The sequence below is a fragment of the Luteimonas aquatica genome (assembly GCF_022662575.1).
GTDB classification, from domain to species: Bacteria; Pseudomonadota; Gammaproteobacteria; order Xanthomonadales; family Xanthomonadaceae; genus Luteimonas; species Luteimonas aquatica.
Genome location: NZ_JALBFU010000022.1, coordinates 1 through 17,587, shown reverse-complemented (window position 1 = coordinate 17,587; position 17,587 = coordinate 1). Strand labels below are relative to the sequence as shown.

The following is a 17,587-nucleotide window of genomic DNA, read 5'->3' as shown; positions in this document are numbered from 1 at the left end:
GGCGGCCTGGTCGGCGCGCGCGCGCGCCTCCTCGGCCAGCGCGCTGGCCACCGGCTCGAGCTGGGCGAACTCGCGCGAGTAGGCGCGAAAGCGCTCCTGGTCGCCGGCCACGCCCGGATCGGCGAGCAGGCGTTCCAGTTCGTCGCGGCGCTCGGCCAGGGCTTCGAGCTTACGGCGCAGGGTCGGCAGCATGGGGCGGGGCGAGTAGGGGGGCGGGGGGACGAACGGGGACGCGGGCGGACGCGACAGGGTAGCGCGCTATCCGTTTCCCGGTTCCGGTTCCCGCGACGGGGCGCGCGTTCCCGCTTCGCCGGGCAGCAGCCTGTCGACGGCGCGCAGCAGGTCGGTGTCGCCGTTGACCGCCGCCTCGCGCAGCGCCGCGGTCGGCGGATGCAGCAGGCGGTTGGTCAGGGTGTGGGCGAGGAATTCGAGCACCGCCTCCGGCGACTGGCCGGCGGCCAGCTGCTGCTTGGCCTTGGCCAGCACTTCGCCGCGCGCGGCCTCGCCGTGCGCGCGCAGGCGCTTGAGCGGTTCGTTGCGGCTGCCGGCGGCCAGCGTCTCGGCGTAGCGCGCCACCTGCAGCTCGACGATGGCTTCCGCGTCCTCCGCCGCCTCGCGGCGGCCGCGGCGGTTGTCCTCCACCGCGCGCTCCAGGTCGTCGACGGTGTAGAGGAAGGCGTCCTCGAGTCCGGCGACGTCGGCGGCGATGTCGCGCGGCACGGCGAGGTCGAGCAGCAGCATCGGCCGGTGCCGGCGCGCGGCCAGCGCGGCCGCGACCTGCGCGCGCGACAGGATCGGCTCGCGCGCGGCGGTGGCGGAGAAGACGATGTCCGCCGAGAACAGGTGGTGGTCGAGCTCTTCCAGCGGCAGCGGCGCGCCGTTGTGGCGCAGCGCCAGATCCTGCGCGTGGACGTAGGTGCGGTTGGCGATCAGCAGCCGCTTCACCTTGGCCTGGGCGAGGTGGCGCGCCACCAGTTCGATGGTTTCGCCGGCGCCGATCAGCAGCACCGTGGAGTCGGAGAGCCGGGCGAAGGATTCCTGCGCCAGCCGCACCGCCATCGAGGCGACGGACACCGGACTGTTGCCGATGCGGGTTTCGGTGCGGGCGCGCTTGGCGGTGACGAAGGCGTGCTGGAAGACGCGGTCGAGCATGCCGCCATGGGCGCCGCCCAGGGTGCCGGCGCCGCGCGCGGCGGCCCAGGCCTGCTTCACCTGGCCGAGGATCTGCGGCTCGCCCAGCACCAGCGAGTCCAGGCCGGTGGCCACGCGGAACAGGTGGCGCACGGCGTCGGCGTCGCGGTGGCGGTAGAGATAGGCGTGCAGGCTCTCCTGCGGCGCGCCGGCCTCGTCGGCCGGATGCGTGGCGAGCCAGTCGGCGAGCATCTGCCCGTCGCCATCGGCCTCGGCGTAAAGCTCGGTGCGGTTGCAGGTGGACAGCAGCACGACCTCCTTCACCCCCGGCAGCGCACGCAGCGCCGCCAGCGCCGCCGGCACGGCCTCGTCGCCGAAGGCGACGCGTTCGCGCAGGGCGACCGGAGCGGTCTGGTGGTTGATGCCGAGGGCGAACAAACTCATACGGGGCTCATGGCTGGCTGGCGGGCTCGCGATGGCGACGTCGGAACGTGGCGCGGTGCCGCCCATGGCGCGGCGCGATCGGATTCGGGATGTCCGCGGTGCCCGTCCATGGCCGGGCCCGCTGCCGCGCGCGATCTCGTCGGGGCGCGTCGCGGCGCTTCGCCCCAGATCCGTTCAGCTGCTTGCGATAAGCTCGTGCGGATTGAAGCCGTCATTCTACGGCTTGGCGGTCTCCGATGCGTCGTTCCTGTCTCCTGCTGCTTTCCGCCTGCGTTTTCGCCCTCGCTGCGGCGCTTCCGGCGCCGGCCCTGGATCGGCCCGCCGCCGGCCCCGGCGCCAGGCCCGTCGATGCGGACACGCTGACCGCGACCCTGGCCGGCGAATACGCCCTGCAGGCCGGGCGCCTGGAGGAGGCGGCCGACTGGTACCTGCGCGCGGCGCGCAGCGCCGGGGACGACGCCGGGCTGGCCGAGCGCGCCACCCGCATCGGCCTGCTGGCCAAGGACAACGTCCGCAGCGCGCAGGCGCTGGCGCTCTGGCGCGAACGCACGCCGCGGACCCTGGGCATGCGCGGCGCCGAGGTCACCCTGGCGCTGCGCGAGGGCGACCGGCGGGCCGCGCGCAAGGGGATGGAGTCGCTGCTGCGCGACAGCGATCCCAACGGCTGGCGCTACGCGCTGGCCGCGCTGAACTCCGGCGCGCGCGACCCGAAGGAGTCCGCCGCCCTGATCGGCGCGCTGCTCGATGCCGGCGCCATGCCAGACCAGGTGCAGGCCTGGCTGCAGTTCGGCGGCGCCGCGCTGCGCCTGGGCGATTCGGCGCTGGTGGAGCGCATCGTCGAGACCGTCATCCGCCAGTTCCCGAACGAGCCGCGCGTGGCGCTGCTGCGCGCCAGCCAATTGCGCGAGACCGGCCAGCCGCAGCGCGCGCGCGAGGTGCTCGCCGCCATCGAGCGCAAGGGCGCGCTGAGCGCGGATTTCCGGCGCGGCATCGCCGCCGAATACGACCAGCTCGGCGATCTCGCCGCCGCCGAGGCGGTGCTGGCGCGCGGTCCCCAGGACGACCGCACCTGGACGCTGCGCGCGGGCCTGCTCGACAAGGCCAAGAACAAGGCCGGGCTCGGCACGCTGTACGCGGAGATCAAGCGCAACTCCACCGATCCCGATCCGGACCGGCGCCTGCTGCTCGGGCAGATCGCCGAACTGCTGGGACTCAACGACGAGGCGCTGGCCTGGTATGCCAGCGTGCCCGGCGGCGACGAGCGCGGGCGGGCGCAACTGCTGACCGCGAAGCTGCTGCATACCCTCAAGCGCAAGGACGAGGCCTACGCCAACCTGCGGGTGATGCAGTCCGATGCCGCCGCCGACGACGAGACGCGCGGCGACGCCTACCTGCTGGAAGCGGAGCTGCGCCTGGACGACAAGGACGCGCGCGGCGAAATGGACGCCTATGCGCGCGGGCTGGCCGCCTATCCCGACTCCACGGCGCTGCTGTACGCCCGCGCGCTGATGTGGGAGCGCCGCGACGACATCCCGCGCGCCGAGGCGGACCTGCGCAAGGTCCTGGTCGCCGAACCCGACAACACCACCGCGCTCAACGCGCTCGGCTACACGCTGGCCGACCGCACCACGCGCTACACCGAAGCGCTGGAGCTGATCGACCGCGCCCGCGTGGCCGAGCCGGACAACGGCGCGATCATCGACAGCTACGGCTGGGTGCTCTATCGCCTGGGGCGCAAGAGCGAGGCCGCGGTCGAGCTGCGCCGCGCCTACACGCTGTCGAACGATCCGGAGATCGCTGCCCACCTGGCCGAGGTGCTGTGGATGAGCGGCAAGCGGGAAGAGGCGCGCAAGTACTTCGACGAGGCGCGCAAGGCCGATCCCGAGAACCGCGCCCTCAAGCGCGCGCTGGAGAAAACGGGCGCATGAGGCTGCGCGGCGTCCTGCTCGCGGCGTCCGTCGCCGTCCTGGCGGCCTGCGCGACCGCGCCGCGCACCGGGCCGCCGCCGCAGGCGGTACTGGCGGACGCCGGCGAGCGCGAGGCCGCGCGGTCGGCGCGCCTGCGGGCGATCGGCGACTGGTCGCTGGCCGGCCGGGTCGCGGTGTCCAACGGCCGCAAGGGCGGCAGCGGCCGCCTCGAGTGGCGCCAGCGCGGCGCAGGGTACGAGGTCGCGCTCAGCGCCCCGATCACCCGCCAGAGCTGGCGCCTGAGCGGCGGCCCCGGCACCGCGCGGCTGGACGGCCTGGCCGGCGGCGCGCGCGAGGGCGCCGACGCGGACGAACTGCTGTTCCGGGCCACCGGCTGGGACATTCCGGTGGCCGCACTGGCCGACTGGCTGCGCGGCCTGCCGGCCGGCAGCTCCGCGCCGGCGCGGATCGTTCCCGGTCCGGACGGGCGCCCGCTGCGGATCGAGCAGGACGGCTGGACCATCGACTACACATGGCCGGCGCAGGGCGACCTGCCCGATCGCCTCGATGCCCATCGGGAGCAGGCGCGGGTGAAGCTGGTGGTGGACGGCTGGAACGGCGCGGACGCGCCATGAGCCCTGTCGCGCAGGACCCCGAGGGCTGGTCGCGCTGGCCCGCGCCGGCCAAGCTGAACCTGTTCCTGCGCATCACCGGCCGGCGGCCGGACGGCTATCACCTGCTGCAAACCGTGTTCAGGATGCTCGACTGGGGCGACACGCTGCGCCTGCGCCGTCGCCAGGACGGCCGCATCCAGCGCCACGGGGCGTCGGCGGCCGGAGTGGCGGAAGCGGACGATCTCGCCGTGCGTGCCGCGATGTTGCTGCAATCTGAATTCAATTGCGGCCAAGGTGCCGATATCGTCGTCGAAAAACGCATTCCTGCCGGCGCCGGCTTTGGTGGTGGTTCCTCGGACGCGGCGACCGTGCTGGTGGCGCTCAATGCGCTCTGGGGCCTGGGGCTGGACACCGGGCGGCTCGCCGCCCTGGGCCTGCGCCTGGGTGCCGACGTCCCGGTCTTCATCCGTGGCGAGAACGCCTGGGCCGAGGGCGTGGGCGAGCGGCTGACCCCTGTCGCATTGCCGCCGGCCTGGTACCTGCTGGTCGATCCCGGCGTCCACGCCGCCACCGCGGCCCTGTTCCAAGCATCTGAATTGACGAGGAATGCCGCGCCCGCGACAATATCCGACTTCGTTTCGGGAGTTCGGCTCGGCAATGCGTTCGAGCCCGTGCTGCGCCGCCGCGAGCCGGCCGTCGAGGCCGCCTTCGCCGCGCTGTCGCAGCTGGGATCGGCGCATCTGACCGGGTCGGGCAGCGGCTGCTTCGTCGAATTCGCCGACCGCGAATCCGCGCAGGCGGCGCTGGCGCGGCTGCCGCCCGGCCTGAAGGGCTGGGTGGCGGAAGGCGCGCCGCGTTCGCCGCTGCTCGCGGCCCTCGAAGCGTACCGGACGTGACAAAGCGGTCGTAGGAGCGTTCCTACATCAGGTTGCAAATGCAGGGGCGTCGCCAAGTGGCCCAAGGCACCGGGTTTTGATCCCGGCATCCGCAGGTTCGAATCCTGCCGCCCCTGCCATTACGTGGGTCCCTCCACAACAGCCCGCACATCCATGTGCGGACTTTCCACTAGAAGCCTGCACGAGGTTGGTGTGCGGACTTTCCACCAAAAGCCCGTGATGTCTTGGCGTCGCGGAAACGGGTAAAGGCCCCTTCGGTCAGAGCGATGCGGAGCAGAAAAATGAAAGAAGAGAGCAACCTGCTGATCTTCTCCGGGAATGCGAACAAGCCGCTGGCGCACGCGGTCTGCCGCGAGCTCGGGGTGCGGCCGGGCAAGGCGCTGGTGTCCACGTTCTCCGACGGCGAGGTGCAGGTCGAGATCGAGGAGAACGTGCGCCGGCAGGACGTGTTCGTGGTGCAGCCCACCAGCGCGCCCACCGCCGAGCACTTCATGGAGCTGCTGGTGCTGATCGACGCGCTCAAGCGCGCCTCGGCCGGCAGCGTCACCGCCGTGGTGCCGTATTTCGGCTACGCCCGCCAGGATCGCCGCCTGCGCTCCTCGCGCGTGCCGATCACGGCCAAGGTGGCGGCGAAGATGATCACCGTCGCCGGCGCCGACCGGGTGCTGACGGTGGACCTGCACGCCGACCAGATCCAGGGCTTCTTCGACATCCCGGTCGACAACGTGTACGCCTCGCCGCTGCTGCTGGCCGACATCTGGCGCGCGCACGGCACCGACAACCTGATCGTGGTCTCGCCCGACGTCGGCGGCGTGGTGCGCGCCCGCGCGATCGCCAAGCGCCTGGACGACGCGGACCTGGCGATCATCGACAAGCGCCGGCCGCGCGCCAACGTGGCCACGGTGATGAACATCATCGGCGACGTCGAGGGCAAGATCTGCGTGCTGGTCGACGACATCGTCGACACCGCCGGCACCCTGTGCGCGGCGGCGGCGGCGCTCAAGGCGCAGGGCGCCACCAAGGTGGTGGCGTACTGCACGCATGCCGTGCTCTCGGGCGCGGCGATCGACAACGTGACCAAGTCGCAGCTCGACGAGCTGGTGGTCACCGACACGATCCCGCTGACCGAGGCCGCGCGCGGCTGCGGCCGCATCCGCCAGCTCAGCGTGGCCGAGCTGCTGGCCGAGACGATCCGTCGCGTCGCCTTCGGCGAGTCGGTGAGTTCGCTGTACCTGGATTGACGCGGTCCGGATCGGCGCGATCCGGAACGATGCAAGACCCGCGCGACGGCCCGCCGTCGCGCAATCGCAATGCCGGCTTCGTCCGGCCGCTTCAAGGCTCTTCTGGTCGCGGAAGAGTCTCATCCCCGCCGCGAGGCGGTTCATCGCAAAGTGAGTAAACAGCAATGGCAACCCAACACAAGATCCAGGCCGTCGGCCGCAAAGACGAGGGGAAAGGTGCGAGCCGCCGCCTGCGTCATGCGGCGCAGATTCCGGCCGTCATCTACGGCGGTCACGCCGACCCGCAGAGCATCCAGCTCGAGCACGAAAAGACCTGGCTGGCCAGCCAGCACGAGTGGTTCTACTCCTCGATCCTCGACCTGGAAGTCGACGGCAAGGTGCAGAAGGTGCTCCTGCGCGACATGCAGCGCCATCCGTTCAAGCAGCTGATCATGCACCTGGACTTCCAGCGCGTGAGCGAGAACGAGGCGATCCGCGTCGCGGTGCCGCTGCACTTCCTCAACGAGGACGCTTCGCCGGCCGGCAAGTCCTCCGAGGTCGTGGTCACGCACGAGCTCAACGAAGTGCAGGTGAGCTGCCTGCCGAAGGACCTGCCGGAGTACATCGAGGTCGACCTGTCCAACCTCGAGCTCGGCGCCACCGTGCACCTGTCGGAGATCAAGCTGCCCAAGGGCGTGGAGATCCCCGAGCTCAAGCTGGGCGCCGACCATGACGTCGCCGTCGTCGTGGCCCGCCACGCCCGCGTCGAGGAAGAGCCGGCCGCCGAAGACGAGGAAGGCGAAGCCCCGGCCGCGGGCAAGGAAGAGAAGGACGACAAGTAAGCGCAGCGATGCGCTCGCGCATCGGCGGATGGGGCGGCATCGATGCCCCGTCCGCCGTCGCGCGACACCGGTCTTCTGATGGCAGGCTTGCGACTCATCGTCGGGCTGGGTAACCCCGGTCCCGAGCACGCACGGACCCGGCACAACGCCGGGTTCCGTTTTGTCGACGCGCTCGCCGACAAGACCGGCGCTCGCTTCGGCATCGACGCCAAGCTGTTCGGCGAAAGCGCCAAGGCCGAGATCGGCGGGCGCCCGGTCTGGCTGCTGAAGCCGGCCACCTTCATGAACCTCAGCGGCAAGTCGGTGCTGGCCGCGCTGCGCTTCTGGAAGATCGAGCCGGAGGAGACGCTGCTGGTGCACGACGAGCTCGACCTGCCGCCGGGCGTCGCACGCCTGAAGTTCGACGGCGGCCATGGCGGCCAGAACGGCCTGCGCGACACCATCCGCGTGCTCGGCCACGGCAGGTTCCACCGCCTGCGCATCGGCATCGGCCATCCCGGCGACAAGAACAAGGTCACCGGCTGGGTGCTGGGCCGTGCCTCGGCCGGCGACGACGTCGAGATCGCACGTTCCATCGACGATGCGCTCGACGTGCTGCCGCTGGCGGTGCAGGGCGATTTCAACGAGGCGATGAAGCGCCTGCACACCGGCAAGACCTGAGGAAAAGGCCGTCGTCCCGGCGCAGGCCGGGGCCGTCCTGAGCTTGCCGCCGGCTTCGCCGACGAAAGCAGCATGGATTCCGGTCTTCGCCGGAACGGCGCGCAAGAACGACAAGCAACCAGCACAACCGCAACGCTTTCCAACGAATCACGGATCATCACGCCATGGGCATCAAATGCGGCATCGTCGGCCTGCCGAACGTCGGCAAGTCCACGCTCTTCAACGCGCTGACCAAGGCGGGCATCGCCGCGGCCAACTTCCCCTTCTGCACCATCGAGCCGAACGTCGGCGTGGTGCCGGTGCCGGACGTGCGCCTGAACGCGCTCTCGGAGATCGTCAAGCCGCAGAAGGTCGTGCCGACGGCGGTCGAGTTCGTCGACATCGCCGGCCTGGTCGCCGGCGCCGCCAGCGGCGAAGGCCTGGGCAACAAGTTCCTGGCGCACATCCGCGAGGTCGACGCGATCACCCACGTGGTGCGCTGCTTCGACCATCCCGACGTGATCCACGTCGCCAACAGGGTCGATCCGCTCGCCGACATCGACACCATCGACACCGAACTGGCCCTGGCCGACCTGGAGTCGGTGGACAAGGCCCTGCAGCGCGCCGAGCGCTCGGCCAAGACCGGCGACAAGGACGCCAAGGCGCGCGTGGAGGTGCTGCAGCGCATCCGCGCCGGACTCGACGCGGGCAAGCCGGCGCGCGCGCTGGCGCTGTCCGAGGACGATCGCGCGGCCGTGCGCGACCTGTTCCTGCTCACCCTCAAGCCGGTGATGTACGTGGCCAACGTGCTGGAGAACGGCTTCGAGAACAACCCGCACCTGGACGCCGTGCGCGCCCGCGCCGCCACGGAAGGGGCGGAGGTGGTGCCGGTGTCGGCGGCGATCGAGGAAGAGCTCTCCCAGCTTGACGACGCCGACCGCGACGCCTTCCTCGCGGACCTCGGCCTGGACGAGCCCGGCCTGAACCGGGTGATCCGCGCCGCCTACAAGCTGCTCGGCCTGCAGACCTATTTCACCGCCGGCGTGAAGGAAGTGCGCGCCTGGACGGTGAAGGCCGGCGCCACCGCGCCGCAGGCGGCCGCCGTGATCCATACCGACTTCGAGAAGGGCTTCATCCGCGCCGAGACCATCGGCTACGACGACTTCCTCAAGTACAAGGGCGAGGCCGGCGCGCGCGATGCCGGCCGCCTGCGCCTGGAAGGCAAGGAATACCGGGTGCAGGAAGGCGACGTCCTGCACTTCCGCTTCAACGTCTGAGTTTTCGACGTCTGAGTCCGAGGCGGCGCCTGCCGCCGCGCCCGCTCAATCCAGCGGACCGCCGCCGAACTTGTAGGTGAAGTTCAGGTAGTAGCTGCGCCCGACCGCGTCGAACCACGAGATGTCGTAGTAGGGATAGGCCGTGTAGGTCGGATCCTTCGGCGGCATCTTGTCGAAGAGGTTGTCCACGGTCAGGCCGATGCGCATGCGCTCGCCGATGCGGTACTGCAGCGAGGCGTTGTAGCGGTAGGTGGCGCCGACCCAGGGGCCGACGCCGTCCGCGTCCTCGGGGTCGTACACGCCGTCGTAGGAGTCGGAGGTCGGCAGGCGTCCGAGCCGGTCGCCGCGCAGCGTCGCCGTCCAGGCGTCCTTCTGCCAGCTCAGCGAGGCGCCGACCTTGGTGCGCGGGATGTCGTAGCCGCTGTTGATCGCGAACTCGTCGTCGGTCACGTCGCCGGCGAATTGCTGGAACAGGTGGCGGCGCACCCGGGTGTAGCTGGCGGCGAGTCGGAAATCGCCGATTGGCGTCGGCAGGCGGTAATGCAGGCTGGCGTCGATGCCGCTGGTGCGCTCGTTGGCGACGTTGATCGGATTGACGAAGATGCCGTAGAGGTTGCCGTTGGACAGCCGCGAGACCCGCGCGAGCGCGTCCACGCAGGTCGGCGAGCCGGTGTCGACCGCGGTGCCGTCCGTCTTGCGCCCGAGCCTGCAGTTGGCCTCGTCCTGGAGGATGGCGTCCACGCGCATGTCCTGCACCTGGTCGTCCATGTCGATGCTGTAGTAGTCGACCGAGACGTCGAGATTCCCGGTCGGCGACCAGACGAAGCCGGCGGTCCACGACTTGCTGGTTTCCGGCTCGAGCCGGCGGTTGCCTTCGCGGGTGCGCACCAGGCCTTCCTCGGAATAGCTGCAGTCGCCGATCGGCGCGTCCGGCTCCTCGGTCCGGCAGCGGTAGTAGTCGGCGCCGGAGGTCTCGTCGTTGCCGATCCCGGCGAACACGTAATGCAGGTCGGGCGCGCGGAACGCGGTGCCGTAGGAGCCGCGCACCAGCAGCGTGTCCAGCGGCCGCCATTCGACGCCGGCGCTGAAGGTCTGCTTGCCGATGCCGGCGCCGGCGAAGCGGTAGCGGTCGTAGCGCGTGGCCAGGCTGAGGTTGAGCCGTTCGAGCACCGGCAGGCGCAGCTCCCCGCCCAGCGCCCAGCGGTTGCGGCTGCCATGGCCGTCGGAGTCCTTCCAGCTGTAGTAGTGGTACTGCGTCGCCAGCGGGTCCGGATTGAGGTCGTAGGCCTGGCTGCCGATCTCGGCGATGGCCGCGAATCCGGCCGGGCCGCCGGGCAGGTCGAACAGGCGGGTGTTGGTCAGCGAGAACGAGAGCGTGTCGGTGCGCGAGCGCGGGTGGTAGGTGGAGCGCGCGGAGATCGCGTCGTATTCGGCGCGGGTGAGCGGCGTATACAGGCGCGCGGGGTCGGCATCGAAGATCGGCAGGCCGCTGTCCGCGTCGACGCCCAGCTGCGGCCCGAGCATCAGCGCGTTCGCCTTCGCGGCCACCGTCTGCGGCCAGGAAATCGAGGACTTGTACTGCGAGTGCGAGAACGCGGCCTCGTAGTCCCAGTCCTGGCCCAGGCCGCCGGTCAGGCCGGTGGTGAAGGCCAGGGTCTTCTGCGTGGTCTCGATCATGCCGCGATGCAGTCCGCCCATTTCCTCGGGCGCGAACTGGCGCTGCCAGTATTCGACCTGGCCGGTGGCCTGGTTGTAGAAGTAGCCGGCCTCGTTGCCGTCGGGCGCCTGGTAGCTCCACTGCCCGACGTCGCGGAACAGCGCGATCTGGTGATGGCCGAGCTGGACGTCGGCGAACCATTCGAGGCGGTCATCGAAGCGGTAGTGCATCGAGCCGTAGGCGTTCGCCCCCTTGCGCCGGCTGAGCATGGTGCCGTAGCCGATCGCGGCGTCGCTGCCGCAGAAATAGCCGGGCGGGTAGTCGTCGGTCGCCGGATCGTAGCGCCCCCAGCGCGGACGGTCGGCGCGGCGCGTCGAACCGCCGTTGAGATAGGAGAGGGCATCGCAGGTGGCCTGGCCGGGATCGACGTAATACTCGTTGTCGCCGTCGTCCGGGTCCCAGGCGGTGCGCAGGAAGGCGCGGCGCGCGGTGCGCGCGGACGCGGTCGGGCCGTCCTGGGTGGAATCCTGGATCTTGCGGTCGTAGGCCCACAACGGCTTCTGGTCGAGCAGCTCCAATCCGAACACGGCGTCGAAATCGCCGCGGCCGAACCCCGAGGACAGGCTGAGCTTGTGCGATTCGCCGCCGCCGCGGCTGGTGTCGCCGTAGCGGTAGTCGATCGTGGTGCCGTCGGCCTTCTTCTTCAGGATGAAGTTGACCACGCCCGAGATCGCGTCCGAGCCGTAGATCGCCGACGCGCTGCCGGTCAGGATCTCGATGCGGTCGATCATGCCGAGCGGGATGTTGGAGATGTCGGCGAAGTTGCTGCGGCCCTTGAACGGCATCGGGAAGTCGGCGATGCGCCGGCCGTTCACCAGCACCAGGGTGTGGTTCGGCCCGAGGCCGCGCAGGTCGACCTGCTGCGCGCCGGGCGAGAAGTCGGCGCCGCTGGCGGATTGCTGGCTCTGGGTCTCGCCGCCGTTCTGGGTCATCGCGCGCAGCACGTCGGGCACGCTGACGAAGCCGTTGGCGCGGATGTCCTGGGACGTCATCACCGTGATCGGCGCCGGGCCCTCGAGCTGCGCGCGGGGGATGCGCGAGCCGGTGACCTGGATGCTTTCGATCTCAGTGACCGGAGCCGCAGGCGCGGGCGTGGGCGCCGGCGCGGGTCGCGGGCGCGGCGGAGGCGGCGCGGCGGGGGGATCCTGGCGCGCGATCAGCCAGGCGCCGGACGCGTCGCGCCGGGCGACGAAGCCGCTGCCATGGAGCAGCCGGTCGACGGCGCGCTCGGTGCTCAGCTCGCCGCGCACGCCGCCGGTCTTCAGCCCCTTGAGCTGGTCGGGCCGGTAGATCATCTGCGTGTCGGACTGGCGCGCCAGCGCGTCGAGCCCGGCCGCCAGGCTCCCGGCGGGAATGTCCACGTGCCGCGCGGCCGCCTGCGCGTGCGCGCTCAGGGCGATGCAGCAGGCGGTGACCAACAGCGGTGTCCGCAACGAAAAGCGCATCTTTGTCCCCCTCCCCGGGGCGCTCGATTCGAACCGTTGCCAGACCATGACGTGCGAGCGCGGCAAATCCCGCCATGGCCGCCCCGCTCAGCGGCTGCGCAGCTCCACGCGATCGGTCCGGCGCACGGCGCGGATCGGGAATCCCTGCTCCAGCAGGCGCACGAAGGCATCGGTGTTGGACCAGTGGAAGCGGCCGCCCACCCGCAGCTCCGCCGCGGCCTCGTCGGCGATCACCAGTTTGCGCCGGTTGTAGCGGTTGAACTCGGCCGCGGCTTCCCGCAACGAGGCGTCTTCGAAGCTGAGGTAGCCGTTGCGCCAGTCCAACTGGCGCTCGGCCTCGGCGAGCGGCACGCGGCGCACCAGAACGCTATCCGGTCCGGCCAGGGCGATGCTGCCGGCGGAGAGAAGGGTGGGGGGCTCGGCGCCTTCCGCGCCGCCGCTGTCCAGACGCGCGAGCCGCACGCGACCCTCCGTCACGATCACCCGCAGCTGCCCGCCCTCGCGGCGCACCGAGAAGCGGGTGCCGACCGCCGTCACGCGCCGGCCGCCCGCCTCGACCATGAAGGGACGTTCGCGATCCTTGGCGACCTCGAACAGGGCCTCGCCGCGTTCCAGCCTGACCTGGCGCCGCTGCCGCGACAACGCCACGTCGACGCGGCTGTCGCTGCTGAGCACCACCTCGGAACCGTCGGCCAGGTCCAGGGAGCGCAGGTCACCAAGGGCGCTCTCGTAGGTGGCGCGCGCCACCGCCGTGGACTGGCGCCAGCCGTAGCCCGCGCCGACCACGATCGCGAGCAGGAACAGCAGACCGGCGCGGCGCGGCCAGTGCGCGCGCGGACGCGCCGGGACCAGTCCGGGCCGGCGGCTGCGATCGATGTCCCCCGGTCGCCAGATGCCGCGCTCGGGAATCGTGCCGGGATCGCACCCGGCGCCCAGCGCCTTCAGCCGCCCGCTTTGCGTCCATACGTTCTCCAGGCGCAGAAACGCCACCCGGTGGGCGTTGTCCGCCTCCAGCCATTGCTGCAATCGCGCCTGGTCCTGGTCCCGCCAGGCGCCGCTTCCGCGCCGGGCCAGCCAGTCGGCGGCGGCCTGTTCAATCTGCCTGCTGTCCATTCCGGCCCTGATCGATGTCGCGTCGCGCCTCCCGGACCGCGGGCGGGTCCGGCGTCGCGCTGTAGAAATGGTCGGCGAGCAGGCGCATGCCCCGGGCGATGTGCTTCTCGACCGTTTTCTCGCTGATGCCCAGGCGCATCGCCACCTCCTTCTGCGGCAGTTCCTCGACCCGCCTGAGCCAGAACACTTCCCGGCAGCGATCGGGAAGGCGGTCGAAGGCCTCGGCCAGCTGCTTCAGCGTCTGCCGCCCGCCGCACCAGCGTTCGGGGGACACCTCATCCACCAAGACGTTCAAGGACTCGATATCACCCATCGCCTCGATCGACACCACCCGGCTGCGGCGCAGGCGGTCGGTCATCAGATGGCGCGCGGTGGCGAACAGGAAGGATTTGGGCTGGCCGGGCAGGGCCTTGCCGGCGGCTTCGTAGACCCGCACGTAGATTTCCTGGCGCAGGTCGTGCAGTTCGTCCGCATGCGGCCAGCAGCGGCGCAGATAGCCGGCCAGGGCCGCTTCGTGGACGAGGATCTCGCGCTTGAACCAGTCGTCGAGGGGCGAGGGCATGGCGACACGATAGCGGAAGCCGCACGGTGGCGGAGGCGGGCCGGCGACTGGGGGATGGCGCGCACTTGCTCGTCATCATCGGGCGAATCTGCCATCGTCCGCCTCCGCCTCTCAGGGTGTCCGCGCTATGAAAGCTTCCTTCGCCACGTCATCGCCGTTGACGGCACGGCTGTTCACGGTAGGGATCCTGTGCCTGGCCGCCCTGCCGGCGATGGCCGCCGATGTCCGCCACTACCTGCTGGGCGATCCGAAGGCGCCCACGCCGGGCAAGGTGGAATCGGGCCTGTTGCTGATGGGCGGCGGCGACCGCAACCACGACGCCCTGCGCTGGTTCCTCAAGAAGGCGGGCAACGGCCACATCGTCGTGTTGCGCGCCTCGCAGGCCGGCGAGGTGGGCGAGGAGTTCTACCGGGAAGTGGGCGGCGCGGCGTCGGTGGAAACCTTCGTGTTCGGCGGCCGCGACGGCGCCACCGATGCCGCCGTCCTCGACAGCCTGGCCAGGGCGGACGGCATTTTCATCGCCGGCGGCGACCAGTCGCGCTACGTGCGCTTCTGGAAGGACACGCCGGTCGCCGCGGCGCTCGACGCGCACGTGCGGGCCGGCAAGCCGCTCGGCGGCACCAGCGCCGGGCTCGCGATCCTCGGCGAGTACCTGTATGCCGCCATGGACGGAGGGAGCCAGATCAGTCCGCGCGCCCTGGCCGACCCGCTGGGGCCGGGCAACACCATCGAGACCGGCTTCCTGCACCTGGACCGGCTCAAGGGCGTGGTCACCGACACGCATTTCAGCGAGCGCGACCGCCTGGGCCGGCTGATCGCCTTCCTCGCCAAGGCGGAGAGCCAGGCCGGCGGCCGCGCCTTGACCGGCCTGGGCGTGGACGAGGACGCCGCCGTGGCGGTGGAGGGCGACGGCAGCGCGCGGGTCTACGTGACCAGGCCGCGCGCCGGCGCGACGGTGGTGCGCGGCGGCTTCGCGCAGGCCCAGGCCGAGGACGCGCCGATGAACCTGGCACGCGTGGAGGTGATCGGCGTGGGCAGCGCGTCCCGCCTGCACCTCCCGGAAGGGCGGGTCGACGCCCCCGTGTTCACCCGCCGCTACCAGGTGCGCGACGGCATCCTGGTGGCCAAGGACAGCCCCATGCTGGTCATCCACGGCGGCGCCGGCGTGGAACGCGCCGGCATGACGCCCGCCGACGAGGCGGCCATGCGCACCGGCCTGGAGGAGGCGCTGCGCGCCGGCCATGCGCGCCTGGCCGCCGGCAAGCCCGCGCTGGAGGCGGTGACGGCCGCCATCACCGTGCTCGAGGATTCGCCGCAGTTCAACGCCGGCAAGGGGGCGGTGTTCACCCACGACGGCAAGAACGAGCTCGACGCCTCGCTGATGGACGGCGCCACCCTGAAGGCCGGCGCGGTCGCCGGCGTGCACCGGGTCAGGAATCCGATCCTGCTGGCGCGCGCCGTCCTGGAGCATTCGCCGCACGTGATGATGGTCGGCGACGGCGCCGAGGCCTTCGCCAGGGAGCAGGGCGTGACCCTGGTCGACCCGTCCTATTTCCGCACCGAGCGCCGCTGGGAGCAGCTGCAGCGGGCGCTGAGGGAGGAGGCCGCCAGGCAGCCGCACGCCGACATCGCCACCGCCAGGCATTTCGGCACCGTCGGCGCCCTCGCCCTGGACGGGGAGGGCCATCTGGCCGCCGGCACCTCCACCGGTGGCATGACCAACAAGCGCTACGGCCGGGTCGGGGATTCCCCGATCATCGGTGCCGGCACCTATGCCAGCGCCGACTGCGCAGTGTCGGGGACCGGGTGGGGCGAGTTCTACATTCGCGTCTCGGCCGCGCATGAGATTTGCTCGCGCATGGCCTATCTCGGCGAATCGCCAGAGCGGGCCGGCCGGGTGGTGATCAACGAGCGAATCCCGGCCCTGGGCGGCGACGGCGGCGCGATCGTGCTCTCGGCCGGCGGGCGTCTGGCCATGCCGTTCAATACCGAGGGCATGGCCCGCGGCTGGATCGGCGCGGACGGCGTCCCGCACGTGGCCCTGTATTCGGACGAGACCCTGCCCTTGCCGGCGGGCGCCGGGCCCTGAGCGGGCGGGCAATGCGGACCGTCGGCCGCGCGAGGATGCGAACCGCTGTCTGACCGTTGACATCAAGTCGACCCGGCGTCAAAATCGCGGGCTGTTTCACGGGTTTACGACGACCGGAGGGATACCCAAGCGGCCAACGGGGGCAGACTGTAAATCTGCTGGCTCACGCCTTCGGTGGTTCGAATCCACCTCCCTCCACCAAGCCGGTCCAAGCAACACGGCGCGGGAGTAGTTCAATGGTAGAACTGTAGCCTTCCAAGCTACTAGTGCGGGTTCGATTCCCGTCTCCCGCTCCATTGATATTCCCGAGTCGGGCCCACAGTTTCAACGCTCACGTAGCTCAGTCGGTAGAGCACCTCCTTGGTAAGGAGGAGGTCGATGGTTCGATTCCATTCGTGAGCACCATATGCGGATCCTTCCGCGACAGCCCGGCCATCCATGGCCGGACTTTCCACTGAAAAGCAGTATTCCCAACTAAACAAGTTCAGCGAGAAGCACAGCCATGGCCAAGGGTAAGTTCGAGCGCACCAAGCCCCACGTGAACGTGGGCACGATCGGTCACGTGGACCACGGAAAGACGACGCTGACGGCGGCGCTGACGAAGGTGGGCGCTGAGCGTTTCGGCGGTGAGTTCAAGGCATACGACGCGATCGACGCGGCGCCGGAAGAGAAGGCGCGCGGCATCACGATTTCGACGGCGCACGTGGAATACGAGTCGGCCAGCCGCCACTACGCGCACGTGGACTGCCCGGGTCACGCGGACTACGTGAAGAACATGATCACGGGCGCGGCGCAGATGGACGGCGCGATCCTGGTGTGCTCGGCCGCCGACGGCCCGATGCCGCAGACGCGCGAGCACATCCTGCTGGCGCGCCAGGTGGGCGTGCCGTACATCGTGGTCTTCCTGAACAAGGCGGACATGGTGGACGACGCGGAGCTGCTGGAGCTGGTGGAGATGGAAGTGCGCGAGCTTCTGTCGAAGTACGAGTTCCCGGGCGACGACACGCCGATCGTGAAGGGTTCGGCGCTGAAGGCGCTGGAAGGCGACCAGTCGGAGATCGGCGTGCCTGCGATCATCAAGCTGGTGGACGCGCTGGACAGCTACATTCCGCAGCCCGAGCGCGACATCGACAAGCCGTTCCTGATGCCGGTGGAAGACGTGTTCTCGATTTCGGGCCGCGGCACGGTGGTGACCGGGCGCATCGAGCGCGGCATCATCAAGGTGGGCGACGAAGTGGAGATCGTGGGCATCCGTCCGACGGCCAAGACGACGGTGACGGGCGTGGAGATGTTCCGCAAGCTGCTGGACCAGGGCCAGGCGGGCGACAACGCGGGCCTGCTGCTGCGCGGCACCAAGCGCGAGGAAGTGGAGCGCGGGCAGGTGCTGGCCAAGCCGGGCAGCATCACGCCGCACACGGACTTCGAGGCGGAGGTGTACGTGCTGTCGAAGGACGAGGGCGGTCGTCACACGCCGTTCTTCAAGGGCTACCGTCCGCAGTTCTACTTCCGCACGACGGACATCACCGGTGCGGTGACGCTGCCGGAAGGCGTGGAGATGGTGATGCCTGGCGACAACATCAAGATGGTGGTGTCGCTGATCAACCCGGTGGCGATGGACGAGGGCCTGCGCTTCGCGATCCGCGAGGGCGGCCGTACGGTCGGCGCCGGCGTGGTGGCCAAGATCATCAAGT

Annotated in this window: 13 protein-coding genes, 4 tRNA genes and 2 pseudogenes; 14 read left to right on the top strand and 5 right to left on the bottom strand. The window is 70.5% G+C overall.

Annotation, left to right across the window (positions count from 1 at the left end; genetic code table 11):
* Together prfA and hemA are read right to left on the bottom strand one after the other, a co-directional pair.
* Positions 1 to 192, bottom strand: a pseudogene (gene prfA, locus MD221_RS17195) (peptide chain release factor 1); the annotation flags it as partial.
* Positions 193 to 258: 66 nt separating this feature from the next.
* A complete protein-coding gene (hemA, locus tag MD221_RS17190) occupies positions 259 to 1,575 on the bottom strand; it encodes a glutamyl-tRNA reductase (RefSeq protein ID WP_242113350.1) in 1,317 nt (438 codons plus the stop codon).
* 236 nt (positions 1,576 to 1,811) lie between these two features.
* Here hemA and MD221_RS17185 point away from each other — a divergent pair, with 236 nt between their 5' ends.
* The 8 genes from MD221_RS17185 (at position 1,812) to ychF (ending at position 8,970) form a co-directional block, all read left to right on the top strand.
* On the top strand, positions 1,812 to 3,503 hold the full coding sequence (locus MD221_RS17185; protein ID WP_242113349.1) for a tetratricopeptide repeat protein: 1,692 nt from the start codon (positions 1,812 to 1,814) through the stop codon (positions 3,501 to 3,503).
* A complete protein-coding gene (gene lolB / locus MD221_RS17180) occupies positions 3,500 to 4,117 on the top strand; it encodes a lipoprotein insertase outer membrane protein LolB (protein ID WP_242113347.1) in 618 nt (205 codons plus the stop codon). Before MD221_RS17185 ends, lolB begins: the two co-directional genes overlap by 4 nt.
* Positions 4,114 to 4,992 (top strand): 4-(cytidine 5'-diphospho)-2-C-methyl-D-erythritol kinase, encoded by an 879-nt coding sequence (gene ispE, locus MD221_RS17175; RefSeq protein WP_242113345.1) that lies wholly within the window; start codon positions 4,114 to 4,116, stop codon positions 4,990 to 4,992. The genes lolB and ispE overlap by 4 nt, the downstream gene beginning before the upstream one ends.
* Before the next feature lie 42 nt (positions 4,993 to 5,034).
* Positions 5,035 to 5,111: transfer RNA gene (locus MD221_RS17170), tRNA-Gln, on the top strand.
* A gap of 162 nt (positions 5,112 to 5,273) precedes the next feature.
* The gene (locus MD221_RS17165) at positions 5,274 to 6,233 is read left to right on the top strand and encodes a ribose-phosphate diphosphokinase (RefSeq protein ID WP_242113341.1); all 960 of its coding nucleotides are present in this window, start codon (positions 5,274 to 5,276) and stop codon (positions 6,231 to 6,233) included.
* A gap of 164 nt (positions 6,234 to 6,397) precedes the next feature.
* Positions 6,398 to 7,054: a 50S ribosomal protein L25/general stress protein Ctc gene (locus tag MD221_RS17160; RefSeq protein WP_242113338.1), complete on the top strand. Its 657-nt coding sequence runs from the start codon at positions 6,398 to 6,400 to the stop codon at positions 7,052 to 7,054.
* Between the two features lie 78 nt (positions 7,055 to 7,132).
* Positions 7,133 to 7,714: an aminoacyl-tRNA hydrolase gene (pth, locus tag MD221_RS17155; protein ID WP_242113335.1), complete on the top strand. Its 582-nt coding sequence runs from the start codon at positions 7,133 to 7,135 to the stop codon at positions 7,712 to 7,714.
* Positions 7,715 to 7,878: 164 nt separating this feature from the next.
* A complete protein-coding gene (gene ychF, locus MD221_RS17150) occupies positions 7,879 to 8,970 on the top strand; it encodes a redox-regulated ATPase YchF (protein ID WP_242113326.1) in 1,092 nt (363 codons plus the stop codon).
* A gap of 45 nt (positions 8,971 to 9,015) precedes the next feature.
* Here the strand turns inward: ychF and MD221_RS17145 are convergent, their stop codons facing one another.
* The 3 genes from MD221_RS17145 to MD221_RS17135 all read right to left on the bottom strand — a co-directional run bounded on the left by MD221_RS17145 (position 9,016) and on the right by MD221_RS17135 (position 13,807).
* Complete coding sequence (locus MD221_RS17145; protein ID WP_242113320.1) at positions 9,016 to 12,132, bottom strand: TonB-dependent receptor; 3,117 nt, start codon at positions 12,130 to 12,132, stop codon at positions 9,016 to 9,018.
* Positions 12,133 to 12,219: 87 nt separating this feature from the next.
* Positions 12,220 to 13,245: a FecR family protein gene (locus MD221_RS17140; protein WP_242113318.1), complete on the bottom strand. Its 1,026-nt coding sequence runs from the start codon at positions 13,243 to 13,245 to the stop codon at positions 12,220 to 12,222.
* Positions 13,226 to 13,807: an RNA polymerase sigma factor gene (locus MD221_RS17135; protein ID WP_242113313.1), complete on the bottom strand. Its 582-nt coding sequence runs from the start codon at positions 13,805 to 13,807 to the stop codon at positions 13,226 to 13,228. The genes MD221_RS17140 and MD221_RS17135 overlap by 20 nt, the downstream gene beginning before the upstream one ends.
* 127 nt (positions 13,808 to 13,934) lie before the next feature.
* On the opposite strand from MD221_RS17135, the pseudogene MD221_RS17130 reads away from it, so the two are divergent.
* The 6 genes and pseudogenes from MD221_RS17130 to tuf all read left to right on the top strand — a co-directional run.
* Positions 13,935 to 14,705 (top strand): annotated as a pseudogene (locus tag MD221_RS17130) (cyanophycinase); the annotation flags it as partial.
* 240 nt (positions 14,706 to 14,945) lie between these two features.
* Entirely contained in the window at positions 14,946 to 15,896 is a 951-nt protein-coding gene (locus MD221_RS17125; RefSeq protein ID WP_242113351.1) for an isoaspartyl peptidase/L-asparaginase family protein, read from the top strand.
* Between the two features lie 115 nt (positions 15,897 to 16,011).
* Positions 16,012 to 16,097, top strand: a tRNA-Tyr gene (locus MD221_RS17120).
* Between the two features lie 21 nt (positions 16,098 to 16,118).
* A tRNA-Gly gene (locus MD221_RS17115) sits at positions 16,119 to 16,192 on the top strand.
* Positions 16,193 to 16,225: 33 nt separating this feature from the next.
* A tRNA-Thr gene (locus MD221_RS17110) sits at positions 16,226 to 16,301 on the top strand.
* A 97-nt stretch (positions 16,302 to 16,398) separates the two neighbouring features.
* A partial coding sequence (gene tuf / locus MD221_RS17105) for an elongation factor Tu (RefSeq protein ID WP_242113308.1) occupies positions 16,399 to 17,587 on the top strand: 1,189 nt, incomplete at its 3' end.